General features: G+C 55.8%; 17 protein-coding genes. 3 read left to right on the plus strand and 14 right to left on the minus strand.

Annotation, left to right across the window (positions count from 1 at the left end; translation table 11 throughout):
* Positions 1 to 7 precede the first annotated feature (7 nt).
* On the plus strand, positions 8 to 1558 hold the full coding sequence (gene mltF, locus SK47_RS15805) for a membrane-bound lytic murein transglycosylase MltF (RefSeq protein ID WP_022651605.1): 1551 nt from the start codon (positions 8 to 10) through the stop codon (positions 1556 to 1558).
* Here mltF and tadA read toward each other — a convergent pair.
* The 4 genes from tadA to murQ are packed head-to-tail and all read right to left on the minus strand — an operon-like array spanning position 1446 to position 4919.
* Positions 1446 to 1985, minus strand: a complete 540-nt coding sequence (gene tadA / locus SK47_RS15810) for a tRNA adenosine(34) deaminase TadA (protein WP_022651606.1) — start codon at positions 1983 to 1985, stop codon at positions 1446 to 1448. The genes mltF and tadA overlap by 113 nt on opposite strands.
* A gap of 24 nt (positions 1986 to 2009) precedes the next feature.
* Positions 2010 to 2645 carry a phosphatidylglycerophosphatase C gene (yfhb, locus tag SK47_RS15815; protein WP_003860696.1) on the minus strand — a complete coding sequence of 212 codons (636 nt, stop codon included), beginning with the start codon at positions 2643 to 2645 and terminating at the stop codon, positions 2010 to 2012.
* Positions 2646 to 2648: 3 nt separating this feature from the next.
* Positions 2649 to 4013: a PTS transporter subunit EIIC gene (locus SK47_RS15820; RefSeq protein WP_048208228.1), complete on the minus strand. Its 1365-nt coding sequence runs from the start codon at positions 4011 to 4013 to the stop codon at positions 2649 to 2651.
* A 9-nt stretch (positions 4014 to 4022) separates the two neighbouring features.
* Positions 4023 to 4919 carry an N-acetylmuramic acid 6-phosphate etherase gene (gene murQ / locus SK47_RS15825; protein WP_048244653.1) on the minus strand — a complete coding sequence of 299 codons (897 nt, stop codon included), beginning with the start codon at positions 4917 to 4919 and terminating at the stop codon, positions 4023 to 4025.
* A 118-nt stretch (positions 4920 to 5037) separates the two neighbouring features.
* Between murQ and SK47_RS15830 the strand changes: the two genes are divergently transcribed.
* Positions 5038 to 5886, plus strand: a complete 849-nt coding sequence (locus SK47_RS15830; RefSeq protein WP_048244655.1) for a MurR/RpiR family transcriptional regulator — start codon at positions 5038 to 5040, stop codon at positions 5884 to 5886.
* Between the two features lie 56 nt (positions 5887 to 5942).
* Positions 5943 to 6203 carry a YfhL family 4Fe-4S dicluster ferredoxin gene (locus tag SK47_RS15835; RefSeq protein WP_003860704.1) on the plus strand — a complete coding sequence of 87 codons (261 nt, stop codon included), beginning with the start codon at positions 5943 to 5945 and terminating at the stop codon, positions 6201 to 6203.
* On the opposite strand, the gene acpS is transcribed toward SK47_RS15835, so the two are convergent.
* From acpS to rseA, 10 genes are all read right to left on the minus strand, one after another.
* On the minus strand, positions 6200 to 6580 hold the full coding sequence (acpS, locus tag SK47_RS15840) for a holo-ACP synthase (protein WP_003860706.1): 381 nt from the start codon (positions 6578 to 6580) through the stop codon (positions 6200 to 6202). The two genes, SK47_RS15835 and acpS, sit on opposite strands and share 4 nt — an antisense overlap.
* Positions 6580 to 7311, minus strand: coding sequence for a pyridoxine 5'-phosphate synthase (gene pdxJ / locus SK47_RS15845; RefSeq protein WP_045330528.1), 732 nt, complete (start codon positions 7309 to 7311; stop codon positions 6580 to 6582). The genes acpS and pdxJ overlap by 1 nt, the downstream gene beginning before the upstream one ends.
* 75 nt (positions 7312 to 7386) lie before the next feature.
* The gene (gene recO, locus SK47_RS15850; RefSeq protein ID WP_045894647.1) at positions 7387 to 8094 is read right to left on the minus strand and encodes a DNA repair protein RecO; all 708 of its coding nucleotides are present in this window, start codon (positions 8092 to 8094) and stop codon (positions 7387 to 7389) included.
* A gap of 17 nt (positions 8095 to 8111) precedes the next feature.
* On the minus strand, positions 8112 to 9017 hold the full coding sequence (gene era / locus SK47_RS15855; protein ID WP_003860709.1) for a GTPase Era: 906 nt from the start codon (positions 9015 to 9017) through the stop codon (positions 8112 to 8114).
* Entirely contained in the window at positions 9014 to 9694 is a 681-nt protein-coding gene (gene rnc, locus SK47_RS15860; RefSeq protein WP_003860711.1) for a ribonuclease III, read from the minus strand. Before rnc ends, era begins: the two co-directional genes overlap by 4 nt.
* A gap of 223 nt (positions 9695 to 9917) precedes the next feature.
* Positions 9918 to 10892 (minus strand): signal peptidase I, encoded by a 975-nt coding sequence (gene lepB, locus SK47_RS15865; protein ID WP_003860712.1) that lies wholly within the window; start codon positions 10890 to 10892, stop codon positions 9918 to 9920.
* Positions 10893 to 10907: 15 nt separating this feature from the next.
* Positions 10908 to 12713 carry a translation elongation factor 4 gene (gene lepA / locus SK47_RS15870; RefSeq protein WP_003860714.1) on the minus strand — a complete coding sequence of 602 codons (1806 nt, stop codon included), beginning with the start codon at positions 12711 to 12713 and terminating at the stop codon, positions 10908 to 10910.
* 185 nt (positions 12714 to 12898) lie between these two features.
* A complete protein-coding gene (gene rseC / locus SK47_RS15875; RefSeq protein ID WP_003860716.1) occupies positions 12899 to 13375 on the minus strand; it encodes a SoxR-reducing system protein RseC in 477 nt (158 codons plus the stop codon).
* The gene (rseB, locus tag SK47_RS15880) at positions 13372 to 14325 is read right to left on the minus strand and encodes a sigma-E factor regulatory protein RseB (RefSeq protein WP_003860717.1); all 954 of its coding nucleotides are present in this window, start codon (positions 14323 to 14325) and stop codon (positions 13372 to 13374) included. Before rseB ends, rseC begins: the two co-directional genes overlap by 4 nt.
* Positions 14325 to 14975: an anti-sigma-E factor RseA gene (gene rseA / locus SK47_RS15885; RefSeq protein ID WP_048244657.1), complete on the minus strand. Its 651-nt coding sequence runs from the start codon at positions 14973 to 14975 to the stop codon at positions 14325 to 14327. Before rseA ends, rseB begins: the two co-directional genes overlap by 1 nt.
* Positions 14976 to 15006: the final 31 nt, after the last annotated feature.

The raw sequence follows: 15006 nt of genomic DNA on the forward strand, positions 1-15006 counted from the left end.
TAACTAATTGAAAAAATTAAAGATTAATTATCTGCTCATCGGCATTGTTACGTTGCTGCTGGCAGTGGCCCTCTGGCCGTCTATTCCCTGGTTCGGCAAGGCCGAAAACCGTATCGCCGCCATTCAGGAGCGGGGGGAGTTGCGCGTCAGTACCCTCTCCTCCCCGCTTATTTACGACGATATCAACGGTAAAACCATCGGTCTTGATTACGAACTGGCACAGCTGTTTGCGGACTATCTGGGCGTGAAGCTGAAAGTTACCGTGCGGCAGAACATCAACCAGCTGTTTGATGATTTGGACCATGACCGTGCCGATATTCTCGCCGCAGGTCTGGTGTACAACAGCGAACGCAGCAAAAACTATCAGCCGGGCCCGACCTACTACTCCGTGTCGCAGCAGGTGGTTTATCGTGTGGGTAGCCTGCGCCCGCGCTCACTGGCCGACATCACCGACCAGCAATTGACCATTGCGCCAGGCCATGTGGTGATTGACGATCTGCGGGCGTTGAAAGAGAAAAAATACCCTAACCTCAGCTGGACGGTCGATCCTAAACTCGGCACGACCGAATTGCTGGAGCAGGTAAAAGATAAAAAGCTGGCCTATACCATTGCTGATTCGGTGGCGATCAGTCTTTTCCAGCGCGTTCATCCTGAAATCGCCGTGGCGCTGGATGTGACCGACGAACAGCCGGTGACCTGGTTTACCCAGCTGGACGACGATCAAACCGTCTCTGCGGCCATGCTCGATTTCTTTAATTCCATCAATGAAGACGGCACCCTGGCGCGTCTGGAAGAGAAATATCTCGGTCACGGGGACGATTTTGATTACGTTGACACCCGCACCTTCCTGCGCGCGGTGGACAGCGTGCTGCCGGACCTGCAACCGCTGTTTGAGAAGTACGCCCAGGAGATTGACTGGAAGCTGCTGGCGGCAATTTCCTACCAGGAATCGCACTGGGATGCTCAGGCCACCTCCCCCACGGGCGTGCGCGGGTTGATGATGCTCACCAAAAATACCGCCCAGAGCCTCGGCATCAGCGACCGGACCGATGCGGAACAGAGCATCAGCGGCGGCGCGCAGTATTTACAGGATATGATGGCGAAAGTGCCGGAGACGGTCCCGGAAGGGGAGCGGATCTGGTTTGCGCTAGCCGCCTATAACATGGGGTATGCGCATATGCTCGACGCGCGGGCGCTGACGGCGAAAACCAAAGGTAACCCGGACAGTTGGTCAGATGTAAAACAGCGCCTGCCGCTGCTTAGCCAGAAACAGTGGTACCAGAAGCTGACGTATGGCTATGCGCGCGGCCATGAAGCGTATGCCTACGTGGAAAATATTCGTAAGTATCAGATAAGCCTGGTGGGATATCTGCTGGAGAAAGAAAAAGAGGCGGCCGAGGCGCAACAGCTGGCTGAAAGCTATCCGGTGGTCGCACCGGAAGAGCTTAATCACCCTGCGGTTTCAATTCTGCCTTTTGTTGCTTTTTCTGCTGCCGACGCATTCGAAAAAAGTCACTTAACAGACCCGAACATTCTGGTGCAAGTACCCCGCCGATAGTTTTCACCTGGTGGTTCATCCCCGGATGCCCAAGTACGTCCATCAGTGAACCAGCAGCGCCCGTCTTTTCATCCCGCGCGCCAAACACCAGCGTACCGATTCGGCTGTGCACCATCGCCCCGGAGCACATTACGCACGGCTCAAGGGTGACATACAGGGTGGTATCAAGCAGACGATAGTTTTGCAGCACCAGTCCGCCCTGACGCAGCGCCATAATTTCAGCATGCGCGGTAGGATCGTGACGGCCAATCGGACGGTTCCACCCTTCCCCAATCACCTGATTGTTATGGACCAGAACCGCGCCCACGGGCACTTCGCCCTCTTCCCAGGCGCGCTGAGCCAGCGCCAGCGCATGACGCATCCAGTATTCATGATTGTGTTCAGGGTTGGACAAGGGCTGATACTCCAGTCGAAAAGCGGGCGGCATTATACACAGCCGGTACAGATAAGACTATTCGAGTTGCTGAAGTTCGCCCAGAGGCGTGACGCGCCAGCGGTGCTGACAAAAATAGAGCAGCGGGTTGTCCTGCTTGCTGTCGCTGTAGCCGCTGTACAGACGCAGCGGCGTACCGATGCGTTTCTCCAGCTGCACCACTTTTTCATGTCCGAGGCAGCGCAGGGTGAGCACCCAGCCGCCGTAGCCGCGCGCGATCTGCGTGGCGATAAGATTTACGCGCGGCAGCCAGGGCGTATCAAAATAGACTTGCTCCACCAGCGTCTGCGGGGAGCCAGTAATCAGCCAGATATCGGCATCATTGGCGTCGAGATAGCTGGTCAGGCGCGCCTGTACCACGGGAAACGCGGCGACGTGCCCGCGAAACCAGTGCGCAAAATCCTGTTCGAGCTGCTTGAGGCGCGCTTCGCTATGACCAAACGTGCATCCCCAGAGCAGCAGGCTCATCGGCCAGCGCGCTGCACGGCCTTTCACCAGCAGCGCGATGCCAATAACGGGTAACAGGGGTAATACCAGCAACGCGTTAAGGGGCTGGCGCCGCAGCAGGTAGCGCATAAAGGTGCCGAACATATCCTGCTGATGCAGCGTTCCATCCAGATCAAAAAAGACAACGCGACGCTCGTGACTGGCCAAACCTTACTCCTCTGGGTCGTTGAATCCTAACAGCCAGGTAAACAGGAACCCGGCGATCACCGCTACCAGATAGCCTAACAGATAGAGCATCACTTTTCCGGTCACGATGGTTAATGCCAGCGGTAAACCGGAGATCCCGAAGGTAATGACGGTCGCCACTTTCCAGTAGCTGATTAACGCCCCGCCCACCGCGCCACCGAGACAGGCGGCCAGGAACGGCTTACCCAGCGGCAAGGTCACGCCGAAAATCAGCGGCTCGCCGATACCGAGCAACCCGACCGGCAGCGCCCCTTTAATGACCTTTTTTAAACGCGCGTTGCGGGTTTTCATCAGCACCGCGATGGCCGCGCCGACCTGCCCAACGCCCGCCATCGACAGGATCGGCAGCAGGGCGTTATAGCCGTGCGCCTGTACCAGTTCGACGTGAATCGGCACCAGCCCCTGATGCAGACCGGTCAGCACTAACGGCAGGAAGGTCCCGGACAGCACGGCCCCCACCAGCAGCCCGCCGCGATCGATCGCCAGAGACGCGCCGTGGGCGATGGCTTCAGAGATCGCGCCGCCTAACGGTTGCAGCGCCACAATCGCCACGCTCCCGGTAATCAATGTGGTCAGCAGCGGGTTGAGGATCAGTTCAATCGAGCCTGGCAGCAACGCGCGTAGCTTTTTCTCAATCCAGCACATCAGAATGACCACCAGCAGCACGGCAATCACCCCACCGCGGCCAGGCTGAAGCGCCTCGCCAAACAGCGTAATCTGCGCCAGCTGCGGGCTGGAGAGGATACCCGCCATTACGCCGCCCATCGCCAGCGAGCCGCCGAACACTTTGGCCGTGTTCACCCCCACCAGAATATTCATGATGGCAAACACCGCGCTGCCGAAAATCGCCAGAATACCCAGCAGGTTCGGATACTGGGTGGCGAAATTCCCGACAATATCCGGACGCTTGAGGATATTGATAATCCCGGTGATCAGCCCCGACGCGATAAACGCCGGGATAAGAGGAATAAAGACGTTTGCCAGCTGGCGCAGCGCATCGCTCATGGGGGCTTTGTATTTGGCTTTCGCCTGCGCTTTGGTGCGTTCCGCGTCGTCAAAGGTGGGAGCCGTTTCACTGCCCGTCATCAGGGCGCGCATGGCATCAACCACCTGCGCCGCTTTGCCCGGACCGACAATCAGCTGGTGCTGTTGCCCCTGTTTAACGTACCCGCTCACGCCGGGGAGCTGCTTCAGGCGCGTTAAATCAAGCTTTTCGTCGTTGTACACCTCGACGCGTACACGCGTCATGCAGTTTTCCAGACGCTGAATATTTTTTTCCCCACCGATCCCAAGCAGGATGTCGCTGGCGAGCGCTGCTGTTTTGTCCATAAACGCCTCTTATTGATGTTCTAATGCCGCCCGTAAAAACCCGTGATGGGCTTCAAGCCTGGCTCTGGCCGCGGCTGCATCCAGCCCGGTTAATATCATCAGAATGGCGGGTTTTACATCGTGATCGGTCTGCTGAAGCACCTTTTCCGCATCTTCACGACTGGCGCTTGTCGCTTCCATCACCATGCGGCAGGCTCTGTCCACCAGCTTGACGTTGGTGGCCTGCATATCCACCATCAGGTTTTGGTAGACCTTGCCAAATTTCACCATCGCGCCGGTGGAGATCATATTGAGCACCAGCTTCTGTGCGGTTCCGGATTTCAGGCGCGTGGAGCCGGTGAGCGCTTCCGGCCCGACGACCGGAGAGATGGCAATGGCGGCCACCTGCGCAATCGGCGAACCCGGGTTACAGGAGATGGCCACCGTGGTACATCCCGTCTGTCTGGCGTATTCCAGCCCACCAATGACGTACGGCGTACGACCAGAAGCCGCCAGCCCGACGACCAGATCCTGCGCGGTCAGGTTCAGCGCCCTGAGATCGTCCTCCCCAAGCTGTTTATTATCTTCTGCCCCTTCCACCGCTTTCAGCAGCGCGCCGGGGCCACCGGCAATCAGGCCAACGACCAGACCGTGCGGAACGCCAAACGTCGGGGGACATTCTGAGGCATCCAGCACACCGAGGCGCCCACTGGTACCCGCCCCCATATAAATAATGCGTCCTCCTGCTTTCAGAGCGTCGGCAGCGGCGTCTACGGCTTTCGCCACCTCGGGCAATGTCTCTTTGACTGCCAGCGCGACGAGGGTATCCTGTTGATTAAAGCGGTTTACCAGCTCCAGCGTGGACAGTGCATCAAGATCCATGGTTTGCGGGTTACGCGTTTCAGAAACAAGAGAGCCTAGATTCATGTTATTTACCTCTGGAATTTTTAATTCATAATAAACGCACTATAATGGAATATAAAATTCATTCAGGCGAGCATAATTCGTATTTGCGCGGGTAATCACATTTTCGCCAGGAGACCGTATGAACTGTTTAATTCGTATTCGCCAGCGCTACGCAGGGTTTGCCCAGAGTGACAAAAAGCTGGCGGATTATTTACTTTCCCAGCCCGATCGCGCGCGACACCTCAGCTCCCAGCAGCTGGCAGGTGAAGCCGGGGTGAGCCAGTCGAGCGTGGTGAAATTTGCCCAGAAGATAGGCTATAAAGGCTTTCCGGCGCTAAAACTGGCGATCAGTGAAGCACTGGTAAGCAACCCTAATCCGCAGTCAATGCCGGTGCATAACCAGATCCGCGGCGACGATCCGATGCGTCTGGTCGGCGAAAAGCTGATCAAAGAGAACGTGGCGGCAATGCATGCCACGCTGGATGTGAACACGGAAGAGAAGCTGCTGGAAAGCGTAGCCATGCTTCGCGACGCGCGGCGTATTGTATTGACCGGGATCGGTGCGTCCGGACTGGTTGCGCGTAACTTTGGCTGGAAGCTGACAAAAATCGGCTATAACGCCATCGTTGAACAGGATATGCACGCGCTGCTGGCGACCGTGCAGGCCATGGATCCTGACGATTTACTGCTGGCCATCTCCTATTCCGGCGAGCGCCGTGAAATTAATATCGCTACCGACGAAGCCCTGCGCGTAGGAGGAAAAATTCTGGCCATTACTGGCTTCAGCCCGAATGCGCTCCAGCAGCGGGCCACCCGCTGTCTGTATACCATCGCCGAGGAACAGGCCACTCGCAGCGCGGCGATTTCGTCGACGAGTGCGCAGATGATGCTGACGGACCTGCTGTTTATGGCGCTGGTTCAGCAGGATCTGGAGCGTGCGCCAGAGCGTATTCGTCACAGCGAAGAGCTGGTAAAAAAACTGGTTTGAACAACGAATGAGCGTATAATGCCCGCCCTGTTTGTGATGTTTCTGAGAATTTCCTGATGGCGCTGTTAATCACCAAAAAATGCATCAACTGCGATATGTGCGAACCCGAATGCCCGAACGAGGCGATTTCGATGGGCGACAGCATTTATGAGATTAACAGCGACCGCTGCACAGAGTGCATTGGCCACTATGAGACGCCGACCTGCCAGAAGGTGTGCCCCATTCCCAATACGATCTTAAAAGATCCGGCACATGTCGAGAACGAAGAACAGCTGTGGGATAAGTTTGTCCTGATGCACCATGCGGACAAAATTTAACCTTCGATAATCACCGTCGCACAGGCGTAGTGGCGTTCATCTGCAAGCGTTACGTGCATGTGCGCCACGCCCAGCTTTTCCGCCAGCTTAAGCGCCTCGCCCCATAAACGCAGACGTGGCTTACCCAGCTCATCGTTAAACACTTCAAACTGGTTAAACGCCAGGCCGTTACGAATGCCCGTGCCGAACGCTTTCGCCGCCGCCTCTTTTACCGCGAAACGTTTTGCCAGAAAGCGCACCGGCTGCTGATGCGCCTCCCAGATAGCCCATTCGTTATCGCTCAGCACGCGTCTTGCGAGGCGATCGCCGCTCCGGGCGATCACCGCTTCAATGCGGGCTATTTCAACGATGTCGGTGCCTAAGCCCAGAATAGCCATTACTGACGCGCTTCCAGCATCAGACGCTTCATCTCGGAAACCGCGTCTTTCAGACCGCTCATCACCGCACGGCCAATGATAGCGTGGCCGATGTTCAGCTCGTGCATTTCCGGCAGGGCAGCAATGGCTTTTACGTTGTGATAGGTCAGGCCGTGACCGGCGTTAACCTTCAGTCCCAGGCTCGCGGCGTAGGTTGCCGCTTTGGCGATCCGCTCCAGCTCTTTCGCCTGCGCTGCGTCGTTTTCAGCATCGGCATAGCAGCCGGTGTGAATTTCAATATACGGCGCGCCCACGTCGGCAGCGGCTTTAATCTGGGTGAAATCGGCGTCGATAAACAGTGAAACCAGGATACCGGCATCCGCCAGGCGTTTGCAGGCATCGCGCATTTTGTCGAGCTGCCCGGCCACATCCAGACCGCCTTCGGTGGTCACTTCCTGTCGTTTTTCCGGCACCAGGCAGCAGAAATGCGGCTTCGTATCGCAGGCAATCGTCAGCATCTCTTCCGTTACTGCCATCTCCAGATTCATGCGGGTATCCAGCGTCTGGCGCAGGATACGCACGTCGCGATCGGTGATGTGGCGACGGTCTTCACGCAGATGGACGGTAATGCCGTCCGCCCCAGCCTGCTCGGCGATAAACGCCGCCTGAACCGGATCCGGATACGCCGTGCCGCGCGCGTTGCGCAGGGTGGCAATGTGGTCGATGTTGACGCCTAACAGTAATTCAGCCATGACAATCCTCGGTATTTTTGTTCATTTACCTTCTCCCTCTCCCTCCGGGAGAGGGCTGGGGTGAGGGGTAAAACATTAGCTTTTCGGCATTAACTGCCTGAATAATTCGCGGCTCTTTAAAGGTTTGCCCCCAAGATACGGCTTGAGCGCAATTCGGGTAAAGCGTTTTGCCGCACGCAGGGTGTCGGCGTCCGGGAACTCGCGTTCATACAGTGCTCTGAGCTGGCGCCCGGTAAAGGTGCTGTTATCGACGACGACACTGGCAATAAAGCCCTTTTCCTCACGATAGCGATAGGTCATGGTATCTTCTACCTCGTCCCCACTCCCCGCGCAGTGCAGAAAATCAACACCGTATCCAAGGTGACCGAGCAGCGCCAGCTCGAAACGACGCAGCACAGGCTCAGGAGTGCCGGTTGCGCCAGCGAGCGACTGGATACAGTGCAGGTAATCAAAGAAAAGTTCAGAGAAGCGGGTCTCATGTTCAAGCACCCGTGAGATGAGTTCGTTGACGTACAAACCGCTGTAGAGCGTGATACCAGAAAGAGGAAGCGCGAGGGAAACGGCTTCAGCACTGCGCAGGGTTTTGACTTCCCCTCGCCCGCCAAAGCGGACCAGCAGTGGGGTGAAAGGCTGCAAGGCACCTTTGAGATTAGAACGTCTGGATCGTGCGCCTTTGGCAACAAGGCGCACGCGACCGGACTCTTCCGTGAAGACGTCCAGCATCAGGCTGGTTTCGCTCCAGGGACGACTATGCAGGACAAAGGCGCGCTGCCATCCATCCATATGCTCGTCGTCTTAGGTTACTGATCTTCGCCGTAACCGAGGCTGCGCAGCGCACGCTCATCATCGGCCCAGCCAGATTTCACTTTCACCCACAGTTCCAGGTGAACCGGTGCTTCAAACATGTCCTGCATGTCTTTACGGGCTTCGATTCCGATAGTTTTGATCTTGGCGCCTTTATTACCGATCACCATCTTCTTCTGCCCTTCACGCTCAACGAGGATCAGACCGTTAATATCGTAACCGCCGCGCTCGTTGCTCTGGAAACGCTCGATCTCCACCGTCACAGAGTACGGCAGTTCAGCGCCCAGGAAACGCATCAGCTTCTCACGGATGATTTCAGACGCCATAAAACGCTGAGAGCGATCGGTGATGTAGTCCTCAGGGAAGTGATGAGTCGCTTCCGGCAGATGCTTGCGCACGATGCCCGCGATGGTATCAACGTTCAGACCCGTCTCCGCAGACAGCGGGACGATGTCCAGGAAGTTCATCTGGCTGCCCAGCCATTGCAGGTGCGGCAGCAGATCGGCTTTTTCCTGCACATTGTCCACTTTATTGACCGCAAGGATCACCGGCGTTTTGCCGTCGCGCAGCTTGTTCAGGACCATTTCGTCGTCCGGCGTCCAGCGGGTGCCTTCCACAACGAAAATCACCAGCTCTACGTCGCCAATGGAGCTGCTCGCCGCCTTGTTCATCAGACGGTTGATGGCGCGCTTCTCTTCCATGTGCAGGCCCGGGGTATCGACGTAAATCGCCTGATACGCGCCTTCAGTATGGATACCGACGATGCGGTGACGCGTGGTCTGCGCCTTACGCGAGGTGATAGAAATCTTCTGCCCAAGCAGATTATTCAGCAGGGTGGATTTGCCAACGTTCGGACGTCCGACGATGGCAATAAATCCGCAATAGGTTTTGTCGATGCTCATTCCAGCTCCAGCATTTTTAACGCCTGTTCGGCGGCAGCCTGTTCAGCCTTACGACGGCTTGAACCCGTGCCGACCACCGGTTCACTCAGGCCACTGACCTGGCAATGGATGGTAAATTCCTGATCGTGCGCTTCGCCACGTACCTGCACCACCAGATAGGATGGCAGCGGCAGATGACGACCCTGCAAATATTCTTGCAGACGCGTTTTAGGATCTTTTTGTTTATCGCCCGGGCTGATTTCGTCCAGGCGGGTCTGATACCAGTTCAGGATCAGCTTTTCTACGGTCTGTATATCGCTGTCCAGGAACACGCCACCGATCAATGCCTCGACCGTATCGGCAAGGATGGATTCACGACGGAAACCACCACTTTTCAGCTCACCTGGCCCCAGACGCAGACATTCACCCAGCTCAAACTCGCGTGCGATTTCAGCGAGGGTATTGCCGCGCACCAGCGTGGCGCGCATGCGGCTCATATCACCTTCGTCCACACGCGGAAAACGATGATAAAGCGCATTTGCAATCACGAAACTTAAAATAGAGTCGCCTAAAAACTCGAGACGCTCATTATGTTTGCTGCTGGCACTGCGATGGGTTAATGCCTGTTGCAACAACTCCTGATGATGAAAAGTGTAGCCCAGCTTCCGTTGAAGCCGATTAATTACGATGGGGTTCATGCGATACCAATAAATGAATGCGTCAAAAATGCAGCACACGAAACCGACCTGAGAAAACCAACGCGGTTTCGTGTGCCGTGGCACCTTTGCAGGGCCAACCTTAAACTTCGGGGGAATATTCTATACACAACGACAGGGGATGTCGTTAGTTCAAAGAGATTTATCGCTGAAATAATTCACGTAGCGGCGAATAAAAGCCGCTACGTGTTATTTTTGACGAAAATTAATGAATTCCGCCAATACGATTCAGGCGAACGCCGGTCGGCCACTCGCCTTCCTGCTTCTCAAAACTCATCCAGATAGCGGTTGCTTTACCGACCAGATTCGCTTCCGGCACAAAGCCCCAGTAACGGCTGTCCGCAGAGTTATCGCGGTTGTCACCCATCATGAAGTAATGTCCCGGCGGCACAATCCAGGTCGCCAGCTGTTGGCCTGGCTGCTGGTAGTACATTGCCAGTTGATCCTGTGCGATTGGCACGGTCAGAATGCGGTGAGTGACATCGCCCAGCGTTTCTTTCCGTTCAACCAGACGAATACCGTTCTCTTTGGTTTCACCTTTTGGCACCTGGAAGAATCCGCTGGTCGCTTCACCGCCGTTACGGCGGGCAAAGGTCTGCACAAAATCACTTGGCTCAACGTTGGAGTAAGTGACTGGCAGCGCATTTTCACATGCAGTTCCAGAGCTACAGCCTGGCTGAATGGTCACCTCTTTCGCCACCGGATCGTAGGTCACTTTATCGCCCGGCAGACCTACCGCGCGTTTAATATAATCCAGCCGTGGATCTTCCGGATATTTAAACACCACGATGTCGCCACGTTTCGGATGACCCGTTTCGATCAGCGTTTTCTGGTAGATCGGATCTTTGATGCCATAGGCAAACTTCTCAACCAGAATGAAATCACCGATCAGCAGCGTTGGCATCATCGATCCTGACGGGATCTGGAACGGTTCATAGATAAAAGAACGCACCACCAGCACAATCGCCAGCACCGGGAATACCGATGCCCCTGTTTCCAGCCAGCCCGGTTTTGGGCCGACTTTTTTCAGGGTTTTCGCGTCCAGCGCATCGCCCGTGGCTGCCTGCGCGGCAGCCTGACGTTCACGGCGTTTTGGGGCGAAGATAAACTTATCCAGACACCACAACAGACCTGTCACCAGGGTAGCGATGACCAGGATCAGGGCAAACATGTTCGCCATGCCAACTCCTTAAGGTTATTTACCGTTACCGTCTTTACCAACATGAAGGATGGCAAGGAATGCTTCCTGCGGCAGCTCAACGTTACCGACCTGCTTCATACGCTTCTTACCTTCTTTCTGCTTCTGCAACAGCTTTTTCTTACGGCTGACGTCGCCGCCATAGCACTTAGCCAGAACGTTTTTACGCAGCTGCTTCACGGTTGAACGGGCAATGATGTGGTTACCAATGGCCGCCTGAATCGCAATGTCAAACTGCTGACGCGGGATGAGATCTTTCATCTTCTCAACCAGCTCACGACCACGGTACGGTGCGTTATCGTTGTGGGTGATCAGCGCCAGGGCATCAACACGCTCGCCGTTGATCAGTACATCCACGCGAACCATGTTCGAGGCCTGGAAGCGTTTGAAGTTGTAGTCCAGCGACGCATAGCCACGGGAGGTAGACTTCAGACGGTCGAAGAAGTCGAGCACTACTTCCGCCATCGGAATTTCATAGGTCAGCGCCACCTGGTTACCGTGGTAAACCATGTTGGTCTGCACGCCACGCTTCTCAATACACAGGGTGATCACGTTGCCGAGGAACTCCTGCGGCAGCAGCATGTGACACTCTGCGATAGGCTCGCGCAGTTCCTGAATATTATTCAGCGGCGGGAGCTTGGACGGGCTGTCGACGTAGATCACCTCTTTCGACGTGGTTTCTACTTCGTAGACAACCGTCGGGGCGGTGGTGATCAGATCCAGATCGTATTCACGCTCCAGACGTTCCTGAATGATCTCCATGTGCAGCAGACCGAGGAAGCCACAGCGGAAGCCGAAGCCCAGCGCCGTTGAGCTTTCTGGCTCGTAGAACAGGGAGGCATCGTTGAGGCTCAGCTTTCCGAGCGCATCGCGGAAGTTTTCGTAATCGTCAGAGCTGACCGGGAACAGACCCGCATAAACCTGCGGTTTCACCTTTTTGAAGCCTGGCAGCGCTTTATCTGCCGGGTTACGTGCACCGGTCAGGGTATCACCCACCGGCGCGCCGAGGATGTCTTTAATGGCACAGACCAGCCAGCCCACTTCGCCGCATTTCAGCTCGGTACGGTCAACCTGTTTTGGCGTGAAGATGCCCAGACGGTCAGCGTTGTAGACCTGGCCGGTGCTCATGACCTTGATTTTGTCGCCTTTACGCATGGTGCCGTTTTTAATACGCACCAGCGAAACAACGCCGAGGTAGTTATCAAACCAGGAGTCGATGATCAGCGCCTGTAGCGGCGCATCCGGGTCACCTTCCGGCGGCGGAATATCACGCACCAGACGTTCCAGTACATCCGGAACGCCGACGCCGGTTTTCGCCGAGCAGCGCACTGCATCGGTCGCATCAATACCGACGATGTCTTCAATCTCTTCCGCTACGCGCTCAGGATCGGCGGCTGGCAGGTCGATTTTATTCAGAACCGGCACCACTTCGAGATCCATTTCCATGGCGGTGTAGCAGTTTGCCAGCGTCTGGGCCTCTACGCCCTGCCCGGCATCCACCACCAGCAGCGCGCCTTCGCAGGCCGCCAGCGAGCGTGACACTTCATAAGAGAAGTCAACGTGCCCTGGGGTGTCGATAAAGTTCAGTTGATAGGTTTCACCATCGGAAGCTTTATAGTCGAGCGTCACGCTCTGCGCTTTGATGGTAATACCGCGTTCGCGTTCCAGGTCCATGGAGTCCAGAACCTGGGCTGCCATTTCACGATCAGACAGGCCACCGCAAATCTGGATAATACGGTCAGACAGCGTCGACTTACCGTGGTCAATGTGAGCAATGATCGAAAAGTTACGTATGTTCTTCATATAGTTAAATAATTATGCCTTACGAATTCCTGGAGGCCGCTGTTCTTAGCCTGACGTTTTTCAGTGCGAAAACGCAGCATTCTACACTACATCCTCGTCAGCTGGAACTGCACTTAGAGCCAGGTATAGCGCGAAGAGACGGCGTTTTCTTTATGGCGATGTAAATAATAATAAAGCCCGGCAGATCACCGGGCCTCAGAAGAGAGCGTCTCAACACGAAGTTGGTCGGGTGCCAGTGCAACGCTGAGGATGACAGGCTGCCACGCTTCCCGGGCGGCAAGCCTTGGGGAAACACCTTTAGCAAGCCAGAACCCGCCCACGCCGCCCAACGCGGCCCCGCACATGGCGGCCAAATCTGTGCCGAACAGCATCTGGAAAACCCCGCCCATCACGAACAGGCCTGCGAGCGGAGAAAGGTAAACCAGCATGGCGGAAGTGAGCAGGCTACCTTCAGCGATGCCGAGCTCCACTTTTTGCCCTGCCACCAGCGGCTGAGCGCTCGGCACAGTAATAGTGTGCGACGTTTGCGGCCCCAGCTTATTCAACACGCGGCTGCCGCAACCGGCTCGCGAAGCGCAACTGCTGCATGATGCTTTAACGTCACAGCTAACAAGCGCTACGCCATCCTGCCAGGATACGACCGTGGCCCACTCTTTAATCATTGCGCAGCCCTGAATTTAATGCTGTCTGAAATACGTTTTGCCGTTGGCGGCGGTAATTCACCGACAATGGTAATTTCCGCATTATCGCGCACCGTCGTGCTGACCGTCCGGCGACCGGTACGGAGCATCTGTTCGGAACTGTTCGCCGTAGCGCGATTGATATTCACCGAGAAGCTAAACAGCCCATCGGAATAGAGTCGCGACTCAACCGGAGTTTCGATAGTGGGCAGCTGGCGACGACTGCTGGAAACTTCGCTGAACCCTTGCGGGATCCAGGATGGTACCCAGTTAAAATTGACAGAATCGCCGGCAGGCACGGAAAGCAAAGGCGGCAGGCTGGCTTTGGCCAGATTCTGCATGCTGTTGCCGACCTGACTGTTTACGTCAAAGGAGATCACACGGAACTGCTCCAGCGTTTCACCGTCGCGATCGAGCAGATCAACGCGCATCGGCAGCTTCGTCTCTGCGTCAATCCAGACGATATAGCTGTAACGCGTCCCATCCCGCGCAACAACGCGGATCACTTCGCACAGCCTGTCGGCAATACGCGTTCGCCCCACCGAGATAAAATCATAGTAGGGGGCGAGACGTTTAAAATCGGTGTAAATGAGCGACGGCAGGGAGTCAACGATGTAGTCACCATTGAGCGTAAACGGCTCAAGGCCAGGCTCGAAATAGCTGATTTCGTTCCCACGCTGGACCACTTCCCGACGCGGGCCATCCATCTGTAAAAGCTGGGCGAGCGGCTGGTTATCAAGGCGGGCGTGGCGATAGCGTAACGATTCGACACCCTGCTTATTGATGCTGATAAATGCCAACTCGTAATTGAGTGACTGGCTGGCCAGATTCATTTGCTGCAACAACGCCCCGGATGAAACATCAGCCGAGGCGTTAGCAGAGAAGAACAGGCTACCCGCCATCAAAGACATGGCGAACCAAAGTTGCTTCATTACTGCGATTGCGTTCCTAAAGTTTGGTTTCCTGGCACCTGCACAGCAGCCTGCTGGGTTTGGGCCTGCTCAAACTGAAGCTGCTCGGAGTGCAGACGGCGCTGCAACTCGTAATCCTGCAACATCGCATTAATGCGACGGCGCTGCTCCTGTACCTGCTGTTGCTGTCCGCCGCTTGCGGAGGCATCTGCCGGTACGCCCAGGCTAACCGGGCTGGCTTTACCCATCATCGGCAGCGTATTAAACACTGGCGCTTCAGGTTGCTGATTGGCTTCAGACTGAGTGTTATAGTGCTGGACCCCAATGATAACTGCAAGCGATACGCACGCAGCGACCCCCATCTGGGTGAGCTGGCTGGCCCATGGACGCACCTTGTGCCAGAACGGCATTTTCTGCCACTGGTGATGTGCAGGCTGCGCTTCAGGAATCAGCGGCGTGGTCTGATGAACAGGTTCGTTCTCAATGGCCGCCATAACGCGTGCTGAGATATCGAAATGGAGAACCTCACTGGTATCACCGCGCAGCGTGTCGCGGATAAGATGATAGCTCTCCCAGGTCTGTTGCATTTCGGGAGAATGAGACAACTCATCGAGCAGCTCATTATCCAGCGTTTCACCATCCATTAAAGCGGAAAGTTTTTCTTTCTGCATGCCTAATACCTTTTCCAGTATCCCGCTATCG

The organism is Enterobacter sp. BWH52 (assembly GCF_001037565.1).
In the GTDB taxonomy this organism is placed as follows: domain Bacteria; phylum Pseudomonadota; class Gammaproteobacteria; order Enterobacterales; family Enterobacteriaceae; genus Enterobacter; species Enterobacter hormaechei_C.

Coding starts and splice junctions, on each gene's coding strand:
- tadA (WP_022651606.1), bottom strand. CDS start 1,985: ATGCCGCCCGCTTTTCGACTGGAGTATCAGCCCTTGTCCAACCCTGAA.
- SK47_RS15820 (WP_048208228.1), bottom strand. CDS start 4,013: ATGGACAAAACAGCAGCGCTCGCCAGCGACATCCTGCTTGGGATCGGT.
- murQ (WP_048244653.1), bottom strand. CDS start 4,919: ATGAATCTAGGCTCTCTTGTTTCTGAAACGCGTAACCCGCAAACCATG.
- SK47_RS15830 (WP_048244655.1), top strand. CDS start 5,038: ATGAACTGTTTAATTCGTATTCGCCAGCGCTACGCAGGGTTTGCCCAG.
- SK47_RS15835 (WP_003860704.1), top strand. CDS start 5,943: ATGGCGCTGTTAATCACCAAAAAATGCATCAACTGCGATATGTGCGAA.
- acpS (WP_003860706.1), bottom strand. CDS start 6,580: ATGGCTATTCTGGGCTTAGGCACCGACATCGTTGAAATAGCCCGCATT.
- pdxJ (WP_045330528.1), bottom strand. CDS start 7,311: ATGGCTGAATTACTGTTAGGCGTCAACATCGACCACATTGCCACCCTG.
- recO (WP_045894647.1), bottom strand. CDS start 8,094: ATGGATGGATGGCAGCGCGCCTTTGTCCTGCATAGTCGTCCCTGGAGC.
- era (WP_003860709.1), bottom strand. CDS start 9,017: ATGAGCATCGACAAAACCTATTGCGGATTTATTGCCATCGTCGGACGT.
- rnc (WP_003860711.1), bottom strand. CDS start 9,694: ATGAACCCCATCGTAATTAATCGGCTTCAACGGAAGCTGGGCTACACT.
- lepB (WP_003860712.1), bottom strand. CDS start 10,892: ATGGCGAACATGTTTGCCCTGATCCTGGTCATCGCTACCCTGGTGACA.
- lepA (WP_003860714.1), bottom strand. CDS start 12,713: ATGAAGAACATACGTAACTTTTCGATCATTGCTCACATTGACCACGGT.
- rseC (WP_003860716.1), bottom strand. CDS start 13,375: ATGATTAAAGAGTGGGCCACGGTCGTATCCTGGCAGGATGGCGTAGCG.
- rseB (WP_003860717.1), bottom strand. CDS start 14,325: ATGAAGCAACTTTGGTTCGCCATGTCTTTGATGGCGGGTAGCCTGTTC.
- rseA (WP_048244657.1), bottom strand. CDS start 14,975: ATGCAGAAAGAAAAACTTTCCGCTTTAATGGATGGTGAAACGCTGGAT.